General features: G+C 71.7%; 17 protein-coding genes. 11 read left to right on the plus strand and 6 right to left on the minus strand.

Going from position 1 to position 14,840, the window contains the following annotated elements:
* Nucleotides 1-24 precede the first annotated feature (24 nt).
* A complete protein-coding gene (locus FHR33_RS04220) occupies nt 25-981 on the plus strand; it encodes a LysR family transcriptional regulator (protein ID WP_183643755.1) in 957 nt (318 codons plus the stop codon).
* A gap of 37 nt (nt 982-1,018) precedes the next feature.
* Nucleotides 1,019-1,423 carry a MarR family winged helix-turn-helix transcriptional regulator gene (locus FHR33_RS04225; RefSeq protein ID WP_183643758.1) on the plus strand — a complete coding sequence of 135 codons (405 nt, stop codon included), beginning with the start codon at nt 1,019-1,021 and terminating at the stop codon, nt 1,421-1,423.
* Here FHR33_RS04225 and FHR33_RS04230 read toward each other — a convergent pair.
* The gene (locus FHR33_RS04230) at nt 1,383-2,222 is read right to left on the minus strand and encodes a LysR family transcriptional regulator (protein WP_183643760.1); all 840 of its coding nucleotides are present in this window, start codon (nt 2,220-2,222) and stop codon (nt 1,383-1,385) included. The two genes, FHR33_RS04225 and FHR33_RS04230, sit on opposite strands and share 41 nt — an antisense overlap.
* A gap of 72 nt (nt 2,223-2,294) precedes the next feature.
* On the opposite strand from FHR33_RS04230, the gene FHR33_RS04235 reads away from it, so the two are divergent.
* A complete protein-coding gene (locus tag FHR33_RS04235; RefSeq protein WP_312895358.1) occupies nt 2,295-3,521 on the plus strand; it encodes an MFS transporter in 1,227 nt (408 codons plus the stop codon).
* Nucleotides 3,522-3,601: 80 nt separating this feature from the next.
* Here the strand turns inward: FHR33_RS04235 and FHR33_RS04240 are convergent, their stop codons facing one another.
* Nucleotides 3,602-4,237 carry a maleylpyruvate isomerase family mycothiol-dependent enzyme gene (locus FHR33_RS04240; RefSeq protein WP_183643764.1) on the minus strand — a complete coding sequence of 212 codons (636 nt, stop codon included), beginning with the start codon at nt 4,235-4,237 and terminating at the stop codon, nt 3,602-3,604.
* Between the two features lie 60 nt (nt 4,238-4,297).
* On the opposite strand from FHR33_RS04240, the gene FHR33_RS04245 reads away from it, so the two are divergent.
* From FHR33_RS04245 to FHR33_RS04255, 3 genes are all read left to right on the plus strand, one after another.
* Nucleotides 4,298-5,281: a sigma-70 family RNA polymerase sigma factor gene (locus FHR33_RS04245; protein WP_183643767.1), complete on the plus strand. Its 984-nt coding sequence runs from the start codon at nt 4,298-4,300 to the stop codon at nt 5,279-5,281.
* 249 nt (nt 5,282-5,530) lie between these two features.
* Entirely contained in the window at nt 5,531-5,848 is a 318-nt protein-coding gene (locus FHR33_RS04250) for a hypothetical protein (protein ID WP_183643771.1), read from the plus strand.
* Nucleotides 5,849-5,997: 149 nt separating this feature from the next.
* Nucleotides 5,998-6,408, plus strand: a complete 411-nt coding sequence (locus FHR33_RS04255; protein ID WP_183643774.1) for a VOC family protein — start codon at nt 5,998-6,000, stop codon at nt 6,406-6,408.
* Nucleotides 6,409-6,460: 52 nt separating this feature from the next.
* Here the strand turns inward: FHR33_RS04255 and FHR33_RS04260 are convergent, their stop codons facing one another.
* Complete coding sequence (locus FHR33_RS04260) at nt 6,461-7,105, minus strand: dihydrofolate reductase family protein (protein ID WP_183643777.1); 645 nt, start codon at nt 7,103-7,105, stop codon at nt 6,461-6,463.
* 182 nt (nt 7,106-7,287) lie between these two features.
* Between FHR33_RS04260 and FHR33_RS04265 the strand changes: the two genes are divergently transcribed.
* Genes FHR33_RS04265 through FHR33_RS04275 form a run of 3 tightly spaced genes read left to right on the plus strand, consistent with a single transcriptional unit; the run spans nt 7,288 to nt 9,243 of the window.
* Entirely contained in the window at nt 7,288-7,656 is a 369-nt protein-coding gene (locus FHR33_RS04265; protein ID WP_183643780.1) for a YciI family protein, read from the plus strand.
* 7 nt (nt 7,657-7,663) lie between these two features.
* Nucleotides 7,664-8,002: a YciI family protein gene (locus tag FHR33_RS04270; protein WP_183643783.1), complete on the plus strand. Its 339-nt coding sequence runs from the start codon at nt 7,664-7,666 to the stop codon at nt 8,000-8,002.
* On the plus strand, nt 7,999-9,243 hold the full coding sequence (locus tag FHR33_RS04275; protein ID WP_183643786.1) for an RNA polymerase sigma factor: 1,245 nt from the start codon (nt 7,999-8,001) through the stop codon (nt 9,241-9,243). Before FHR33_RS04270 ends, FHR33_RS04275 begins: the two co-directional genes overlap by 4 nt.
* Nucleotides 9,244-9,338: 95 nt before the next feature.
* On the opposite strand, the gene FHR33_RS04280 is transcribed toward FHR33_RS04275, so the two are convergent.
* On the minus strand, nt 9,339-10,472 hold the full coding sequence (locus FHR33_RS04280) for an aminotransferase class I/II-fold pyridoxal phosphate-dependent enzyme (RefSeq protein WP_183643788.1): 1,134 nt from the start codon (nt 10,470-10,472) through the stop codon (nt 9,339-9,341).
* Complete coding sequence (locus FHR33_RS04285) at nt 10,469-11,113, minus strand: helix-turn-helix transcriptional regulator (protein ID WP_183643791.1); 645 nt, start codon at nt 11,111-11,113, stop codon at nt 10,469-10,471. The genes FHR33_RS04280 and FHR33_RS04285 overlap by 4 nt, the downstream gene beginning before the upstream one ends.
* Before the next feature lie 209 nt (nt 11,114-11,322).
* Here FHR33_RS04285 and FHR33_RS04290 point away from each other — a divergent pair, with 209 nt between their 5' ends.
* Both FHR33_RS04290 and FHR33_RS52435 read left to right on the plus strand, forming a co-directional pair.
* Nucleotides 11,323-12,003 carry a hypothetical protein gene (locus FHR33_RS04290; RefSeq protein ID WP_183643792.1) on the plus strand — a complete coding sequence of 227 codons (681 nt, stop codon included), beginning with the start codon at nt 11,323-11,325 and terminating at the stop codon, nt 12,001-12,003.
* A gap of 167 nt (nt 12,004-12,170) precedes the next feature.
* Nucleotides 12,171-13,835 carry a bifunctional NAD(P)/FAD-dependent oxidoreductase/class I SAM-dependent methyltransferase gene (locus FHR33_RS52435; RefSeq protein WP_183643795.1) on the plus strand — a complete coding sequence of 555 codons (1,665 nt, stop codon included), beginning with the start codon at nt 12,171-12,173 and terminating at the stop codon, nt 13,833-13,835.
* Here the strand turns inward: FHR33_RS52435 and FHR33_RS04300 are convergent.
* Nucleotides 13,819-14,817: a saccharopine dehydrogenase family protein gene (locus tag FHR33_RS04300; protein WP_183643798.1), complete on the minus strand. Its 999-nt coding sequence runs from the start codon at nt 14,815-14,817 to the stop codon at nt 13,819-13,821. The two genes, FHR33_RS52435 and FHR33_RS04300, sit on opposite strands and share 17 nt — an antisense overlap.
* Nucleotides 14,818-14,840 lie beyond the last annotated feature (23 nt).

Below are 14,840 nucleotides of genomic sequence, written 5' to 3' on the forward strand. Positions count from 1 at the left end.
TAAAGAAGGGTTTAGCGTTTCCGCATGCTCGATGTGGCCAGGCTAAGGGTTTTGCAGGAGGTGGCCCGCCACGGGTCGCTCACCCGCGCCGCTGCCGCGCTGTCGTACACCACCTCGGCGCTGTCGCAGCAGATCTCCGTGCTTGAGCGGGAGGCCGGGGCCCGGCTGCTCGAACGGCACGCCCGGGGCGTGCGGCTGACGGAGGCCGGCCGGGCGCTCCTGGCTCACACCGAGCGGATCATGACGGAGCTGCGTGCCGCCGAGAGCACGCTGGCCGCGATCTGCGCCGGAGAGGGCGGAAGGCTGCGGTTCGGATCGTTCACGACGGCGAACGCCACGCTCATGCCCATGGCCGTACGCGCCTTCCTGCGCGAGCGGCCCGCAGTCTCGGTGGAGCTGGTCGAGGCCGACCGCGACGAGGCCGTGGCCGCGGTCGCCGCGCACGAGCTGGACCTGGCGCTCGTGTACGAATTCCCCGTCGTGCCCCTGGTGGTCCCCCCGAACGTCGAGGTGCGCCCGCTGCTCGTCGACCCACTGCACATCGCGCTGCCGCCGGGCCACCGCCTGAGCGGACGCACCCGCATCCGGCTGGCCGATCTGGCCGGCGAACGGTGGATCCAGGGGGTACACCGGGGATCCACGCTCGACGTGCTGCCCCGGGCGTGCCGGCAGGCGGGGTTCGAGCCGGTCATCGCGTTCAGGACCGATGACCAGATGACGGTCAGAGGGCTGGTCGCCGCGGGGCTGGGGGTGGCGCTCGCCCCGTTCCTCACCCTTCCAGCGACCGCTCCCGACCTCGTCGTACGCCCGCTGGACGAGCCGTCACTGACCAGGACCGTGATGACCGCCACGCCGGCACAGCGACACCGGCTGCCCGCGGCCGCCGCGATGATCGAGCACTTGCGGGTGGTGGCCGGAGACCTCCGGCGCTTGGATCTGGGGGCTGGACGAACACCGGACCATCCGATAAACATTGACTGAGTCAACCTATCCTTTGATTGGGTCAATGATGTTTGCGATGATCCAGACTCTCGACCGGTTCCACGCGTACGTCATGGCCATCATGGCCGGGTCGTTCTCCCTCGCCGAGACCCGCGTCCTGCTAGAGCTGGCGGGCCAGGACGGCTGTGAGGTCCGGAACGTGCGGCAGCGGCTACGGTTCGACCCCGGCCACCTCAGCCGTGTCCTGGCCCGGCTCGACACCGCAGGACTGGTCGTCCGGGAACGTTCGGGCGACGACCAGCGGTGCCTGCTCGTTCGACTGACACACAGAGGGCGGGACGCGTTGGGCGACAACGAGCGGACGCTGAGCGACGACGATCGGGCGCGGATCATCGCGGCCGTGCGGGCGGTCGGCGGGCCTGCCGGGGAAGAGCGGCGGCTCAGATCATCCGCCGCAGGGCGGTCTCCACAGCGTCGATGAGCGCATCGCCTTCAGTACCGGGGCGGCGGGCAAGACCGAGTTCGACGTCCGGCAGAGCGGGCAGCGCGGCCGCTTCGTGGCAGGCCATGGCCGGCTCGAGATTGGCGGGTATGAGGGCCGCGACCCCGAGCCCGGCCCGTAGCGCGGCGAGCACTCCGGCGAGACTGTTGCTTTCGAACGCCACCCGCCAGCGCCGCCCGGTGCCTTCCAGCGCTTCCAGCACCGACGTCCGCCAGGCGCACGTGTTCGAGAACAGCACCACCGGCAGCGGATCGGCGTCAACGGCGACGCCAGGCCCGACCGCCCAGACCAGCGGCAGACGCACCGTCCAGCGCGGCGGCCAGGGAAGATCCGGGACCTCGTCGAGCACGAGCTGGACACGGCCCGTGTCGTAGGCCTCCCGCATCGCCGCGTTGGAAAGACTGAGCACCTCCAGCGTCGCGTCGGGGTGCAGCCGCGCGAGGTCGGCGAGCACCTGAGAAAGGCGGGAAGCGGCGAGATCCTCGAGGAGTCCCACGCCGCAATGCCCGGTGAGCGCACGCCCCGTTTCGGCGAGCGCCTGGGCCGACAACGCGAGAATGCGCTCGGCGTAGGGCAGCAGTTCCTCGCCCGCCCGGGTCGGCCAGACGCCGGACGGCGTCCGGTGCAGCAGCGGACTGCCGACGGCCCTCTCGAGCTTGCGCAGGTGCTGGCTGAGCGCGGGCTGGGTACGGCCGAGGGCGGCCGCCGCCCGGCTGATGCTGCCCGCTCGCACGGCGGTGACGAATGACCGCAGCAGTGCGGTCTCGAGATCAGCCATAAGTATTCATTATGCCCGGTCCAACGAATGGACGACTTCCTATGGCAATACGGATGATTTACCGTCAAACCGGTGATCAGATTTCGACAGGTGCTCGCGGTGCCGGGGATGACGCCGCTGTTGGGCATCTCACTGCTCGCTCGTGCGGCGATCACGGCAGACGCGATGGCGCTGACGATGTACGTCGTGCTTGCCCTCGACATGAGTTACGCGGCGGCGGGAGCCGTGGTGGCGGCGCTCACCGCCGGTGTCGCGCTGGGCGGGCCGCTGCTGGGCCGGATGATCGACCGGCGGGGCCTGCGTACCGTGCTGCTGGCCACCGTCGCGCCGCAGATCGTGTTCTGGCTGACCGTGCCTGTGCAGCCGTACGTGATCTTGCTGGGTGCCTCCTTCGCCGCCGGTCTGCTGATGGTGCCGGTCCAGTCGATCACCAGGCAGGCGATCACCGCGATGACGACGACAGCGCAGCGGCGGGCGGCGTTCGCGCTGGACTCGGTGGCGGGCGAGCTGTCGTACATGGTGGGCCCGGCAGTGGTGATCCTTTGCGCGGCGAAGGTGTCCCCCGGCGTGGTGGCATGGGGAGTGGGCGCCGCGATCGTCGCCGGCGGGGCAGGGATTGCCCTGCTCAACCCGCCGATGCGGGCCGAGGACGAGACGGATGGCGACGCGGCGGCCCGGCCCCGGCGCAGGGAGTGGCTGGGAGCGCGCCTGGTGGCTGTTCTGACGATGGGGTTCGGCGTCGCGATGCTGCTCAGCGGCGTCGACCTGGCCATCGTCGCCACTCTCCAAGAAGCCGGTCAGGTCTCGTGGGCGGCCATGGTCATCGCCGTGTTCGGGGTGACGTCCGTCGTGGGTGGTCTGGTGTACGGAGCGCTGTCCCGGCCGATGCCCACCTGGCTGCTGCTCGGCCTGCTCGGGCTGGTGACGATTCCGGCCGGACTCGCCCATGACTGGCCTTGGCTGTGCGTGGCCGTCATCGGTGCCGGACTGCTGACCGCACCGACCCTCTCCACGGTCTCCGACGCGGTGAGCCGGCTGGCGCCGGCCGGTGTGCGAGGCGAGGCGACCGGCATGCAGGCCTCGGCGGCGAGCGCAGGGTTCGCGCTCGGCTCCCCGATCGTGGGCATGGTGATCGACGTGTCAGCGCCTGCGGGCGGCTTCGCGGCAGCCGGCCTGGCCGGCCTGCTCGCCGCACTGACGGGATACCTGCTCTCGCGCCGGTCGCCTGCCGCCGCACCGTCTGCGTCGTCTTCCGCGCAGGCACTCGAGCCGTGCGACACCGTCGCGCCGGCCCCATGACCTGAGCCCGGTACGGCCATCGGCGTCCCGCGCCGGTGAACAAGCCAGGTGCGCCCACGTGCGCGCAGGCCGAGCACCGATCAGGGCCTGGGGGCGGTCCCGCGCAGGATCGCCACGCCGTCGCCCGACAGCTCGTCGTGGTAGCCGGCGCGCCCGGTCATCGCCATGATCAGCGCCAGCGTCGAACCGGTCACCGAGGGCCCGGAGCCGCTGGCGAACGGCCCGTCGTCGGCGGCCAGCCGCAGACCACGCACCCGCCCCTTGGCCAGGACGACCTGGTCGGAGCCCACGTAGTACTCGGCCAGGCGGGTGAGCGTGGCGATCGGGTGGTCGCGGCGGATGCCCAGAGGCCGGCGGATGTCCTCCCCGTGGACCACCGTCTCGCCCAGCATGGCCACCACGGGCAGCGGCGGCTTGGTCCTGCTCGTCACAGCCCCACGGAACCTCTCCAGCGTCTCGGCCGGTGACGCCCCCAGCTGCTCGGCCAGCCGCATCGCCACCTGCCGGTCGAAGTCGAACCGGCAGCGCACCACCCCCGCCAGCCACCGCACGGGACTGAGGCGGGCCCCCGCCGTCAGGTGGGCCAGCACCTCGCGCACGGTCAGGCCCTCGCAGAGGGACGGCGTCGCCCACTGCCCGTCCGTCAGCGTCGCGAGATCGGCCGCCAGAGCCGCCCGCTCGGCGTGGATGAGCGCCCAAAGTTCGGAATCTGTCATGTTAGAGCACCTCCAGTCGTTGACAGGTAGGACTGCGGTCATGAGGCAGAATCGTCGCCTGTGACGGAGAACACCGACCTGGCGCAGGCCCGAGCGGGGGACGACGCGGCGTTCACCCGCCTTGTCCAGCCGCTCCAGCGCGAGCTGCACGCCCACTGCTACCGCATGCTCGGCTCCGTCCACGACGCCGACGACGCCCTGCAGGAGGCGCTTCTCCGGGCCTGGCGCGGGCTGCCCCGCTTCGAGGGCCGCTCGACCCTGCGCTCCTGGCTCTACACGGTGGCCACCCGGACCTGCCTGGACCTGGTGAAGACCCGCGACAGGCGCGCCCTGCCCGTCGACCTCGGCCCGTCGAGCGACCACGCGGTGCTCGACGCCGCGCCGGTGACGGAGCAGCCATGGCTGGGCCCGTACCACGACGTCGGGCTGGACTACGAGCAGCGTGAGGCCGTCGAGCTCGCCTTCGTCGCGGCCCTGCAGCACCTGCCGGGCAACCAGCGTGCCGCCCTGGTGTTGTTCGACGTGCTGGGATTCTCGGCCGCCGAGATCGCCGCGATGATGGACGCCTCCACCACCTCCGTGAACTCCGCCCTGGCCCGGGCCCGCAGGGTCGTCGCCGACCGGGTTCCAGGCCCCAGCCAGCAGCCGACCCTGCGGGCCCTCGGCGACGCCCGCGTCCGGGCCTTGGTCACGGGCTTCGCCACCGCGCTGGAGCGCGGCGACGCCGACGCGCTGGTGGCGCTGCTCACCGCCGACGTCACCTGGTCGATGCCGCCTCTGGCGCAGTGGTACGGCGGGCTGCCGGCGGTCACCGACTTCGCGGTCGAGGTCCCGCTGACCCGGTGTCCCAGCTGGCGCCACCTGCCCACCACCGCCAACGGCCAGCCCGCCGTGGCCTTCTACCTGGGCCGATCCGCCGAAGGGCCGCACGAGGCGTGGTCGATCACCGTGTTCGGGCTGCGCGGGGAGCGCATCGCCGAGATCACCTCGTTTCTCGGCCCCGACCACTTCCCTGCCTTCGGCCTGCCCTCCGAGCTCCCCTGACCCAGGTGCCTGACAGCCTGTCCATTCCTGGCCGGCGCTGGTCGTGATCCATCGCGCGTAGTCCGGGAGCGGCGGCGGGACTCGGCATGGTCGGCGCCCCGCATCCGGCCTTGATCAGTGCCGCAAGGACGACTAGCCTGATCGCCGTTGCTGCCGGACGGCGGGGCCGGGGCGATCGCGCACGCGGCAGGAGCCCCGACCACGACGAGCTGCTCGACCACACCGCATGAAGTTTGGGACCGACTGACGATGAGCGCCGAAGAGGATTTCAAGCAGGTCGGCGCCGAGCTGGCCGACCTGGGTGTACGGATCTCCACGATGATGGGAAGGCCCGCGCTCAAGGATCAGGCGGGGAAGGTGTTCGCGAGCCTGCAGCGCGACGGCGCGATGGTGTTCCGGCTGGTCAGGGACACCCCCGAACACACCACCGCGCTCCAGCTGGCCGGGGCGTCCCTGTTCGACCCCTCGGGGCAGGGCAGGGCGATCAAGGACTGGGTGGTCGTGCCCCACTCCTCGGCCGAGAAGTGGACGGATCTGGCCGAGGCCGCCCTCAGCCGCCCACGCTGATCAGCAGGCCACCTCGACGGTGCGCCGGTGGGTGCCCGAGCCCCGGCAGGAGGAGGGTGGGGGGATCTGCCGGCGTCATGGGGCAGGGAAGACAGCGATCGTCAGCGATCGAATGGCCCCGGTCACCGACCGCAACTAGCGTGACCGGCATGGACATCACCATTCACACGACCTTCCTTCCGCATGACGACCCGGACGCCTCCCTGGCCTTCTGGCGAGACGTCCTCGGCTTCGAGGTCCGCAACGACGTCGGAGGCGGCAAGATGCGCTGGATCACGGTCGGCCCCGTCGGCCAGCCCGGCACGTCCATCCTCCTCGGGCCGCCGGCCGCCGACCCCGGCATCACCGAGGACGAGCGCCGCACCATCGTCGAGATGATGGCCAAGGGCACCTACGGCTGGATCGTCCTGGCCACCGCCGACGTCGACGGCGTCTTCGAACGGCTGGCGGCCGGCCACGCCGAGGTCGTCCAGGAGCCGACCGATCAGCCGTACGGGGTACGCGACTGCGCCTTCCGTGATCCCGCAGGCAACCTGATCCGCGTCCAGGAGCTTCGCTGAGCCGTCGGCGATCTCATCGCGGCCGGGGCGCGCGATCGTGCGGGATCAGTGGTCACCGTCTCCAGAACAGCAGGTGGGTGACCCCGCTGGGGCTCGGTACGGTCTCAAGGTGGAAGCGGTCGAGCAGGTCGGTGTGGCTCTCCCACAGTCGTTCGCCTCGATGGAGGTCGACGGGCGCGACGGCGATGTGCATCGTGTCGACCAGGTCGGCCTCGAGGAACGCGCGGACGGTGGCGACTCCGCCGCCGAGGCGCACGTCCCGGCCGTCGGCGGCCTGCGTCGCGCGTGCCAGCGCCTCGGCCGGTGACGCGTCGAGGAAATGGAAGGTGGTGTCGGCCAGGGTGAAGGACGGGCGTTCGTGGTGGGTGAGCACGAAGACCGGTGTGCGGAACGGCGGGGTCTCTCCCCACCATCCCTGCCACTCGTGGTTGTCCCAGGGGCCACGCTGGGGGCCGAACTTGTTACGCCCCATGATCTCCGCTCCGATGTTGCGGGTGTGGTCGCGGGTCAGGTAGTCGTCCAGGCCGCGAGTGCCGCCCGGCTCGGTGCGGTTCACCCAGCTGGCGGTGGCGCCCGCCCAGGACCACAGGGGAGCGGGGTCCGCGTGACCGAAGGGCCGGTCCAGGCTCTGCCCCTCGCCGGCGCCGAACCCGTCCTGCGACACGTTGAAACACTGCACCCTCAACAGCTGCGACATGCGTCCTCCTCGGGAGCCGGCAAGCGACTTGTGACGGAACGCCCAGGCCAGGCGTCCCTTTGGGGAGGTAGTCGGAACAGCGGGGAGATTCTTGCGGTCGCCACCGCAAGAATGCGGCACCGGCGTCGACTCCATGGTGAACGGCGCCTCAAGGGTGCCGCCCGACCATCGAAGGAGACGACATGAAGTTCTTGTTGATCATGCACAGCAACCCGCGGATCTGGGATGCGCTGACCGAGGAGGAGCGCAACGAGGTGATGAGCGGCCACGGCGCGTTCATGGAGACCGTCAGGAAGTCCGGGGAGATGATCGGCACCGTCGCGCTGGCCGACCCGTCGCAGAGCGCTGTGGTCAAGGTCAGGGGCGGCGTCCCGGCGGTGACGGACGGGCCCTACCTCGAGGCCAAGGAGTACCTCGGCGGCTACTACCTGGTGGAGTGCGACAGCAGGCAGCGTGCTCTGGAGCTGGCCGCGCTCATCCCGGACGCCGGCGTCGAGGGCCTGGGCATCGAGGTGCGGCCCGTGGTCTACGCAGGCACGGCGGACGACTGAGCACGCGGTGAAGTTCCTGCTGAACCTCTACCTGGACGCGGCGGACCCACCGGGGGAAGGGTTTGACCATGAGGGCTTCCTGGCGGCGTCCGGGCAGGCAGGGGAGCTGATCAGTGCCCACGCCTTCGCCGATCCTTCCCTCAGCACCGCCGTGAGGGTCAGGGGCGGCGTGGTGGCAGTGGCCGACGGCCCGTACCTACCGACCTCGGAGCATGTGGCCGGCCAGTACGTGGTGGACTGCGAGAGCCGGGAGCGTGCCGTGGAACTGGCCACCCTGCTGTCGAGCGGTCAGGTCTGCGGCGTGGAGGTGCGGCCACTGATGGACTCGGCCGGGATGGAGATGTGAGCGCGTCCGAACGCCTCGAGGACCTGCTGCGCGAACTGGCGCCGCAGGTCCTCGGCGTGCTCCTGCACCGGTATGGCGGATTCGAGGAGTGCGAGGACGCGGTCCAGGAGGCGTTGCTCGCGGCCGCGATGCAGTGGCCCGCCGAGGGCGTCCCGGAAAGCCCGCGCTCCTGGCTGGTGACCGTCGCCTCCCGCCGCCTGATCGACCAGGTACGCAGCGAGCAGGCCCGCCGCCGGAGGGAGGCCACCGCGGCGGTACGGGAGGCGCCGGACGCCGGCCTCGCGCCGGACCCCGGCGACGAAGGCCCCCGTGACCACGACGACACCCTCACGCTGCTGTTCCTGTGCTGCCATCCGGCGCTGACGCCCGCCTCCCAGGTGGCGCTCACGCTGCGCGCCGTCGGCGGCCTCACCACCGCCGAGGTGGCGCGGGCATTCCTCATGCCGGAGGCCACCATGGCGCCGCGGATCAGCCGCGCCAAGCAACGGATCAAGGCCGTCGGCGCCTCGTTCGAGATGCCGAGCGCCCAGGAGCGGCCCGACCGGCTGGACGCCGTCCTGCACGTGCTCTACCTGATCTTCAACGAGGGCTACACCGCCAGCTCAGGACCCGACCTGCACCGCGGCGAGCTCACCACAGAGGCGATCCGGCTCACCCGGATGGTGCACAGGTCCTTGCCGGATGACGGTGAGGTCGCCGGTCTTCTGTCGCTGATGCTGCTGACCGACGCCCGCCGCGCGGCCCGCACCGGCCCGGACGGCGCCCTCGTGCCACTGGCCGAGCAGGACAGGAACCTGTGGGACGCCGCCATGATCGAAGAGGGCACCGCGCTGGTCACCGCGAGCATGTCCGCCTCACCCCTCGGCCCTTACCAGCTCCAGGCGGCGATCGCCGCGCTGCACGTCCAGGCGCCGCGGGCCGCGGACACCGACTGGGAACAGATCCGCATTCTGTACGCGATCCTCACTCGGATCGCGCCGAACCCGATGGTCACGCTCAATCACGCCGTCGCGGTCGCGATGACCCGCGGGCCCCAGGCCGGGCTCGAACTGCTGGAAAGCCTGGACGGCGACCCCCGGCTCGCCCGTCACCACCGTCTCCACGCCGTGCGCGCCCACCTGCAGGAGCTGGCCGGCGAGTACGCTGCCGCACGCGAGAACTACCGGCTGGCGGCCCTGCTTACCACGAGCCTTCCCGAACAGCGCTACCTGCGGGCCAGGGCAGGCAGGCTGGAGCGATAGCAGCCGACCAGGGCGCACCCGGTGGGCCGATGTCGAGAGGAAGCCTGCGGGCGCGCCGCCGCCCTCGAGCGCCTCCAGCCCGAGCACGCGGACGGTCACCGGCGGCCTCGCAGCCACGCGGCGAAGGCGTCCAGCGCGGGCCCGGGGTCGCGGCGCCCGACACCGATGCGGAAGCGGTCGCCTGGCGTGGGCGTGAGCTCCGAACGGTAGATGCTCGCGGGAAGCAGCAGGACCCCTGCCTGCTCGACGAGCTCGGCGCAGAACCGCTCCACCCCGTCCGTGCCCAGGTAGCGGGGGTAGGCGACGCAGCCGCCCTCAGGCGCCCGCCACTCGAACAGCTCCCCGAACTCGGCGAAGAACGCGTCGAAGGCGGGCAGGTTGGCGGCGATGACGGCACGGTTGCGCTCCAGGATGCGGTCGCGGGCCTTGACGGCGATCCTGGCCAGCACCTCGGACGGCGCCGCGTTGCAGATGGTCGTGTAGTGCTTGGCGCGTTCCAGTCTCGAGCGCACCTCCTTGTCGCGGCAGGCGATCCAGCCGAGCCTCAGCCCGGGCAGGCCCAGCGACTTGGAGGTCACGTTCAGCGACAGCGCCCGCTCCGACAGCTCCGCCGCCTGCGCAAGCGTGCGGGAGGGATCGAGTTCCAGGCCGCGGTAGACCTCGTCGCTGAACAGGTGGATGCCGCGCTCGTCGCACAGCTGTGCCAGGCGGGCGAAGTCGGCCGCGTCGACGAGCGTCCCCGTCGGGTTGTTGGGAAAGTTGACCGACAGCACGCGGGTGTTGGGGCGCAGCGCCGCGACGACCCGCTCCAGGTCCAGCGCCCAGTCGTCGTCCGGGTTCAGGGCCACGCCGCTGACCTCGCACAGCGACAGCGGGACGGTCTCGGCCGACTGGTAGTTGGGTGTGACGACCACGGCGTGGTCGGCCGGTCCGAGCAGGACGTGCATGGCCAGATAGAGGGCCTCCTGGGCGCCGGTGAAGCAGATCACGTCGTCGGCGTCGACGTGGGCGTAGGTTTCGGCGATCGCCTGCCGGAGCGCTGGGTCGCCGAAGGTCTCGGTGTAGCCGAACGACAGCGTCTCCCAGGCGTGCAGGTCCCCCGGGTCGGCCAGCGCGAGCAGCTCGGACATGGTCATGGTCTGGGCGTCGGAGGCCGTCAGGTGGTGGCGGGCGGTGAACTCCCAGCGGGAGAAGTACGTCTCCAGCCGGAAGTCGGGCAGACGGGTCACGAGTCGTTCCTTTGGGCTTTGAGCTCGGCGAGCAGGGCGTACAGGGTGGAGCGCGACACCTTGAGCGCGCCGGCGACGACCGGGGCGGCCCGCCGTACGGCGAACACTCCCGCCTGGTCGAGTTCGCTGAGGACGGCGAGCCGGTCCTCGCGTCCGAGGCGGTCGACGGGGCGGCCGCGTTCGCGCACGAACGAGCCGACGACCTGGTGCACCCGCTCGGTCCAGTCCTGCTCGAACAGCGCCTCGGGGCGTGGCTGCGAGGGCGCGGCGAACCCGGCCAGCACGGCGGCCGCCTGCTCCAGCGGGGTCCGGTCGAGGTTGACGCACAGCACGGCCGAGGGCCGCCCCTCCGCGTCCCTCAGCACCGCGCTGACCGAGGAGAGTCGACGGCCGTCGGACAGCAGTTTCTGGTAGGGGCCGTAGACGTCGTGCGCCGACGGCTCCAACCGGTCCAGCTCGCCCAGCAGCGAGGGGTCACCGGGCTCGCGCCTGCTCATCGGGTTCCACACGCCCAGCACGCGGTCGCTCGCGACATCGTGCAGCACGACCTCGGCATACGGTCCGAGCAGCAGGGCGATCGCCTGGCACACCGGCGCCCAGGCCCGCACCCGCGGGTCGGCGCCGTCCGCTGTCGTCTCCATGGTTGGACTATACGTCCAGATTGGAAATTCAGTCCAGCCGGGCCGGGGCTGAAGGAGGACCCTGTCCCGGCGATCAGCGAGAACATCTGTCCGGTGGCGGGCCGACTGCAGACCCAGGTCAGCCCGCGTATCCGTCGGCACCAGCCGCGAACTCGATCACGCGATGTGCGCGCCGGTTTCGAGCCGGTACCGGTGCTATGGTCCCGCCCATGCGATCGAGTTACCTCGCCTGGGACGATGCGGTGGACCTGTTCGGGCAGGGCGGGCTGCCGAAGGGGACGTACGAGAACCTGTACGAGGAGGAGTACATCCTGGTGCCGGGTCCCTCCGCGGTGACCGGCGAACTTCCCCTCGACGCGCACGAGCGGACGCCGTGGTGGGCGGGCACGCCCGAGGCGGCAACCGGGTACGTCGTGGACGGCGACCTGGACGTCGACGGGAACATCACCAATGTGGACGACGGAGCCGCCGCGCTGATCGTCCTCGGAAACCTGCGGGCGAGGAACATCTACCTGGCCGGTGACGCGAAGCTGGTCGTGCGCGGCCACGTGACGACTGAGACCTTCGTCGGCGACATGACCGACAAGCTGGTGATGATCCATGGGGACCTGCGCGCCACTGTCTCGATCTTCTTGAACGAGTTCTGCCCTGATCTGGTCGCAGGAGCCCTCCACGGCAGGACCCTCACCCCCGCCTACCTCGACCTGTCCACCGCCTCCATCGGCGGTTTGGTCGACCCGGCGCCAGAGGTCCCGCTCAGCCGCCTGCTCGTGCCTGAACTGCTGGTCACCGGCGCCCCCGGCCCCGACGACCTCCCCGAGCTCGGTATCCGCGGCGACGCCTTGCGCGACCGCCTGCTGGCCGGCCTCCCCCTCACCACGATCCCCTGATCCGCTCCAATGACGACCACGCGCGTCCACCTGCGAGATCAGCCCTGAGCGCTGATGGCTGCCCACCAGTACCGAAACAGAACGGGCGTCCGATGTTGCCGTTTTGGCAAAGAACTTTGCCAACTGACGGGTCCCGGGCCGACCATCTGCGGTGAATGGAGGCACACATGAACGCACAGACCGAACAGACAGGTGACGAGCGGCGCTACGACGTCGTGGTGGTCGGCGGTGGCGCCGCAGGGCTCAGCGGCGCGCTCACCCTGGCCAGAGCGCGCCGCTCGGTCCTCGTGATCGACTCGGGACAGCCGCGCAACGCCCCTGCGGGGCACGTCCACGGCTACCTGGCGCGCGAGGGCGTCTCCCCCGCCGACCTGCTGGCCGCGGGGCGCGCGGAGGTGAGCGGCTACGGCGGCCGGATCGTCCAGGGCGGCGTCGTGGCGGCCGAGCGCGCGAGCGACGGCTTCCGCGTGCGGCTCGACGACGGCTCCTCCGTCGTGGCCGGCAGGCTGCTGGTGACCACCGGGCTGGTCGACGAGCTGCCCGACGTGCGGGGCCTGGCCGAACGCTGGGGCCGCGAGGTGCTGCACTGCCCCTACTGCCACGGCTGGGAGGTGCGCGACCAGGCCATCGGCGTCCTGGCCGACGGGCCGCTCGCCGTCCACCAGGCGTTGCTGTGGCGGCAGTGGAGCAGCGACGTGACCCTCTTCCTGCACACACAGGACGGCCTCGGCGACGACGAGCGCGAGCAGCTGGCCGCGAGGGACATCGCCGTGGTCGAGGGAGCGGTCGCGGCGCTGGAGGTGAGCGACGACAGGCTCACCGGCGTCCGCCTGGCCGACGGCAGGGTGTTTTCGCGCGAGGCCGTCGTCGTGGCGCCACGCCTGACCGCCCGTGCCGACGTGCTGACCGGCCTCGGCCTGGAACCCACCGACCTGGAGATGGGCGGCCACGTGGTCGGCAGCTATATCGCCGCCGACCCCTCGGGAGCCACGGCGGTGCCGGGGCTGTGGGTGGCGGGCAACGTGGCCAACCTGACCGAGCAGGTCATCGGCGCGGCCGGCGCGGGCGTGCGCGCCGGCGCGGCCATCAACGCCGACCTGATCGACGAAGAGACCCGCCAGGCCGTCGCCTCCCGCCGGCAGCGCGCCCATGACACCGCCCATGACACCGCCCACGACCCTGCCCACCACCACCCTGCCCACGACCGGCGGGACGTCACCGAGCAGGAGTTCTGGGACGGCCGTTACGCCGCCAGCGACAGGATCTGGAGCGGCGACCCCAACGCCGCGCTCGTGCGCGAGGCCGCGGACCTGGAGCCCGGCACCGCTCTCGACCTGGGCTGCGGCGAGGGCGGCGACGCCGTCTGGCTCGCCTCGAGGGGCTGGCGCGTGACGGCCACCGACATCTCCCGCGTCGCCCTCGAACGCGCCGCCGCGCACGCGAAGCAGGCCGGGGTCGCCGACCGGATCGACTGGCAGCGGCACGACCTCGGCGCGTCCTTCCCTGAGGGCTCCTTCGACCTCGTCTCCGCGCACTTCCTGCACTCGCCCGGCGACATGCCGCGCGAGAAGATCCTCAGGTTCGCCGCCGCGGCGGTCGCGCCGGGCGGCGTGCTCCTGATCGTCGGGCACGCGGGCTTCCCCTCGTGGGAGCCCGAGCCGCACCCGGCGGTGCACCTGCCCACCCCTCAGGAGGTCCTGGAGTCGCTGGAGCTGCCCGAAGGACAGTGGGAGGTCCAGCGCTGCGAGGAGTACGAGCGCGAGCAGACCGCCCCCGACGGCCGCCCCGGCACCCGTCTCGACAACATCCTCAGAGTCAGGCGGACGGCCTAGCCTGCGCGCCGAGGTCCAGCTCGAAGCCGTGGGCGGCCAGCTCGGTGAGGAAGTCGGCGGGCTCCACCAGCTGCTCGACGTGCCTGACCCCTGGCGGCATGCCGGGCAGCCTCCGCAGCAGCAGCGCGGCGGTCAGCCCGGTGGCGCGGCTCTGCAGGCGTCCGCTGAAGCCGGCCCTGACCTGCCCCGACCGTACGGTCACCGCGAACCCGTCACCCCCCAGGTGGATCCTGCCCAGCGCCGCCACGAGCGCCTCGCGCACCCTCGGGCGGCGCAGCAGGCGGCCCACGGCCGGGCCTCTAGCGGCGGCCAGCAGCGCGGTGGTCAGCCGCGAGTCGAGCGCCAGGCCGGTGGCGACCTGGCCGATCCCGAGGGTGCGCGGCAGCGTGTACTGGTCGGAGAAGGGGAAGCGGTGCACGACGCGCTCGCCGAACGGGGCGGGGAAGCGCATCGCCCATGAGCCTTCCAGCCTGCCGAGCCCGTCTAGGGTCCAGCGGATCGCCGAGGGGCCGTGCTGCTCACCCGAGCCGAGCAGCACGCCGACGCGGGCCTGGCCGGTTCCCGAGCGCTCGACGCAGTGCCGTACCAGCAGGTTGGTGACGCCCGGGACCAGACCGACGCTCAGGACCGCCGTCGCGCCCCGCCGTACGGCCAGCTCGTCGAGCTCCTCGATCCCGGCGAGCACCGGGTGGGAGGCGCTGACGTCGAGGTAGTGCACCCCTCGCTCCAGGCAGGCGCGGGCGACGGCGGCGTTGTCGAGCTCGGCGCACATCAGGACCGCCTCGACGCCCTCCAGCGCCCCGGCCAGCCCGGCGGCGTCGGAGGCGTCCACGCGCATGGCGGTCGTGCCCGGCACCGGCCGGGCCGCCGAAGGGTCGCGCCCCGCCACGATCACGGACCTGCCGGGACTGTCCCGCACTAGCGCCGCCGCTGCATGTCTGCCGACGGCCCCGTATCCACCGAGGACGAGGATCGCGCCCATGACTCCCCCAAGTTTTTGTAGTG

This window comes from Nonomuraea dietziae, assembly GCF_014195505.1.
GTDB lineage: Bacteria > Actinomycetota > Actinomycetes > Streptosporangiales > Streptosporangiaceae > Nonomuraea > Nonomuraea roseola.

What these genes read in the sequence shown, in the direction of transcription:
- FHR33_RS04220 (WP_183643755.1), top strand. Translation starts at nt 25, where the DNA reads ATGCTCGATGTGGCCAGGCTAAGGGTTTTGCAGGAGGTGGCCCGCCAC.
- FHR33_RS04225 (WP_183643758.1), top strand. Translation starts at nt 1,019, where the DNA reads ATGATCCAGACTCTCGACCGGTTCCACGCGTACGTCATGGCCATCATG.
- FHR33_RS04230 (WP_183643760.1), bottom strand. Translation starts at nt 2,222, where the DNA reads ATGGCTGATCTCGAGACCGCACTGCTGCGGTCATTCGTCACCGCCGTG.
- FHR33_RS04240 (WP_183643764.1), bottom strand. Translation starts at nt 4,237, where the DNA reads ATGACAGATTCCGAACTTTGGGCGCTCATCCACGCCGAGCGGGCGGCT.
- FHR33_RS04250 (WP_183643771.1), top strand. Translation starts at nt 5,531, where the DNA reads ATGAGCGCCGAAGAGGATTTCAAGCAGGTCGGCGCCGAGCTGGCCGAC.
- FHR33_RS04255 (WP_183643774.1), top strand. Translation starts at nt 5,998, where the DNA reads ATGGACATCACCATTCACACGACCTTCCTTCCGCATGACGACCCGGAC.
- FHR33_RS04260 (WP_183643777.1), bottom strand. Translation starts at nt 7,105, where the DNA reads ATGTCGCAGCTGTTGAGGGTGCAGTGTTTCAACGTGTCGCAGGACGGG.
- FHR33_RS04265 (WP_183643780.1), top strand. Translation starts at nt 7,288, where the DNA reads ATGAAGTTCTTGTTGATCATGCACAGCAACCCGCGGATCTGGGATGCG.
- FHR33_RS04285 (WP_183643791.1), bottom strand. Translation starts at nt 11,113, where the DNA reads ATGGAGACGACAGCGGACGGCGCCGACCCGCGGGTGCGGGCCTGGGCG.
- FHR33_RS04290 (WP_183643792.1), top strand. Translation starts at nt 11,323, where the DNA reads ATGCGATCGAGTTACCTCGCCTGGGACGATGCGGTGGACCTGTTCGGG.
- FHR33_RS52435 (WP_183643795.1), top strand. Translation starts at nt 12,171, where the DNA reads ATGAACGCACAGACCGAACAGACAGGTGACGAGCGGCGCTACGACGTC.
- FHR33_RS04300 (WP_183643798.1), bottom strand. Translation starts at nt 14,817, where the DNA reads ATGGGCGCGATCCTCGTCCTCGGTGGATACGGGGCCGTCGGCAGACAT.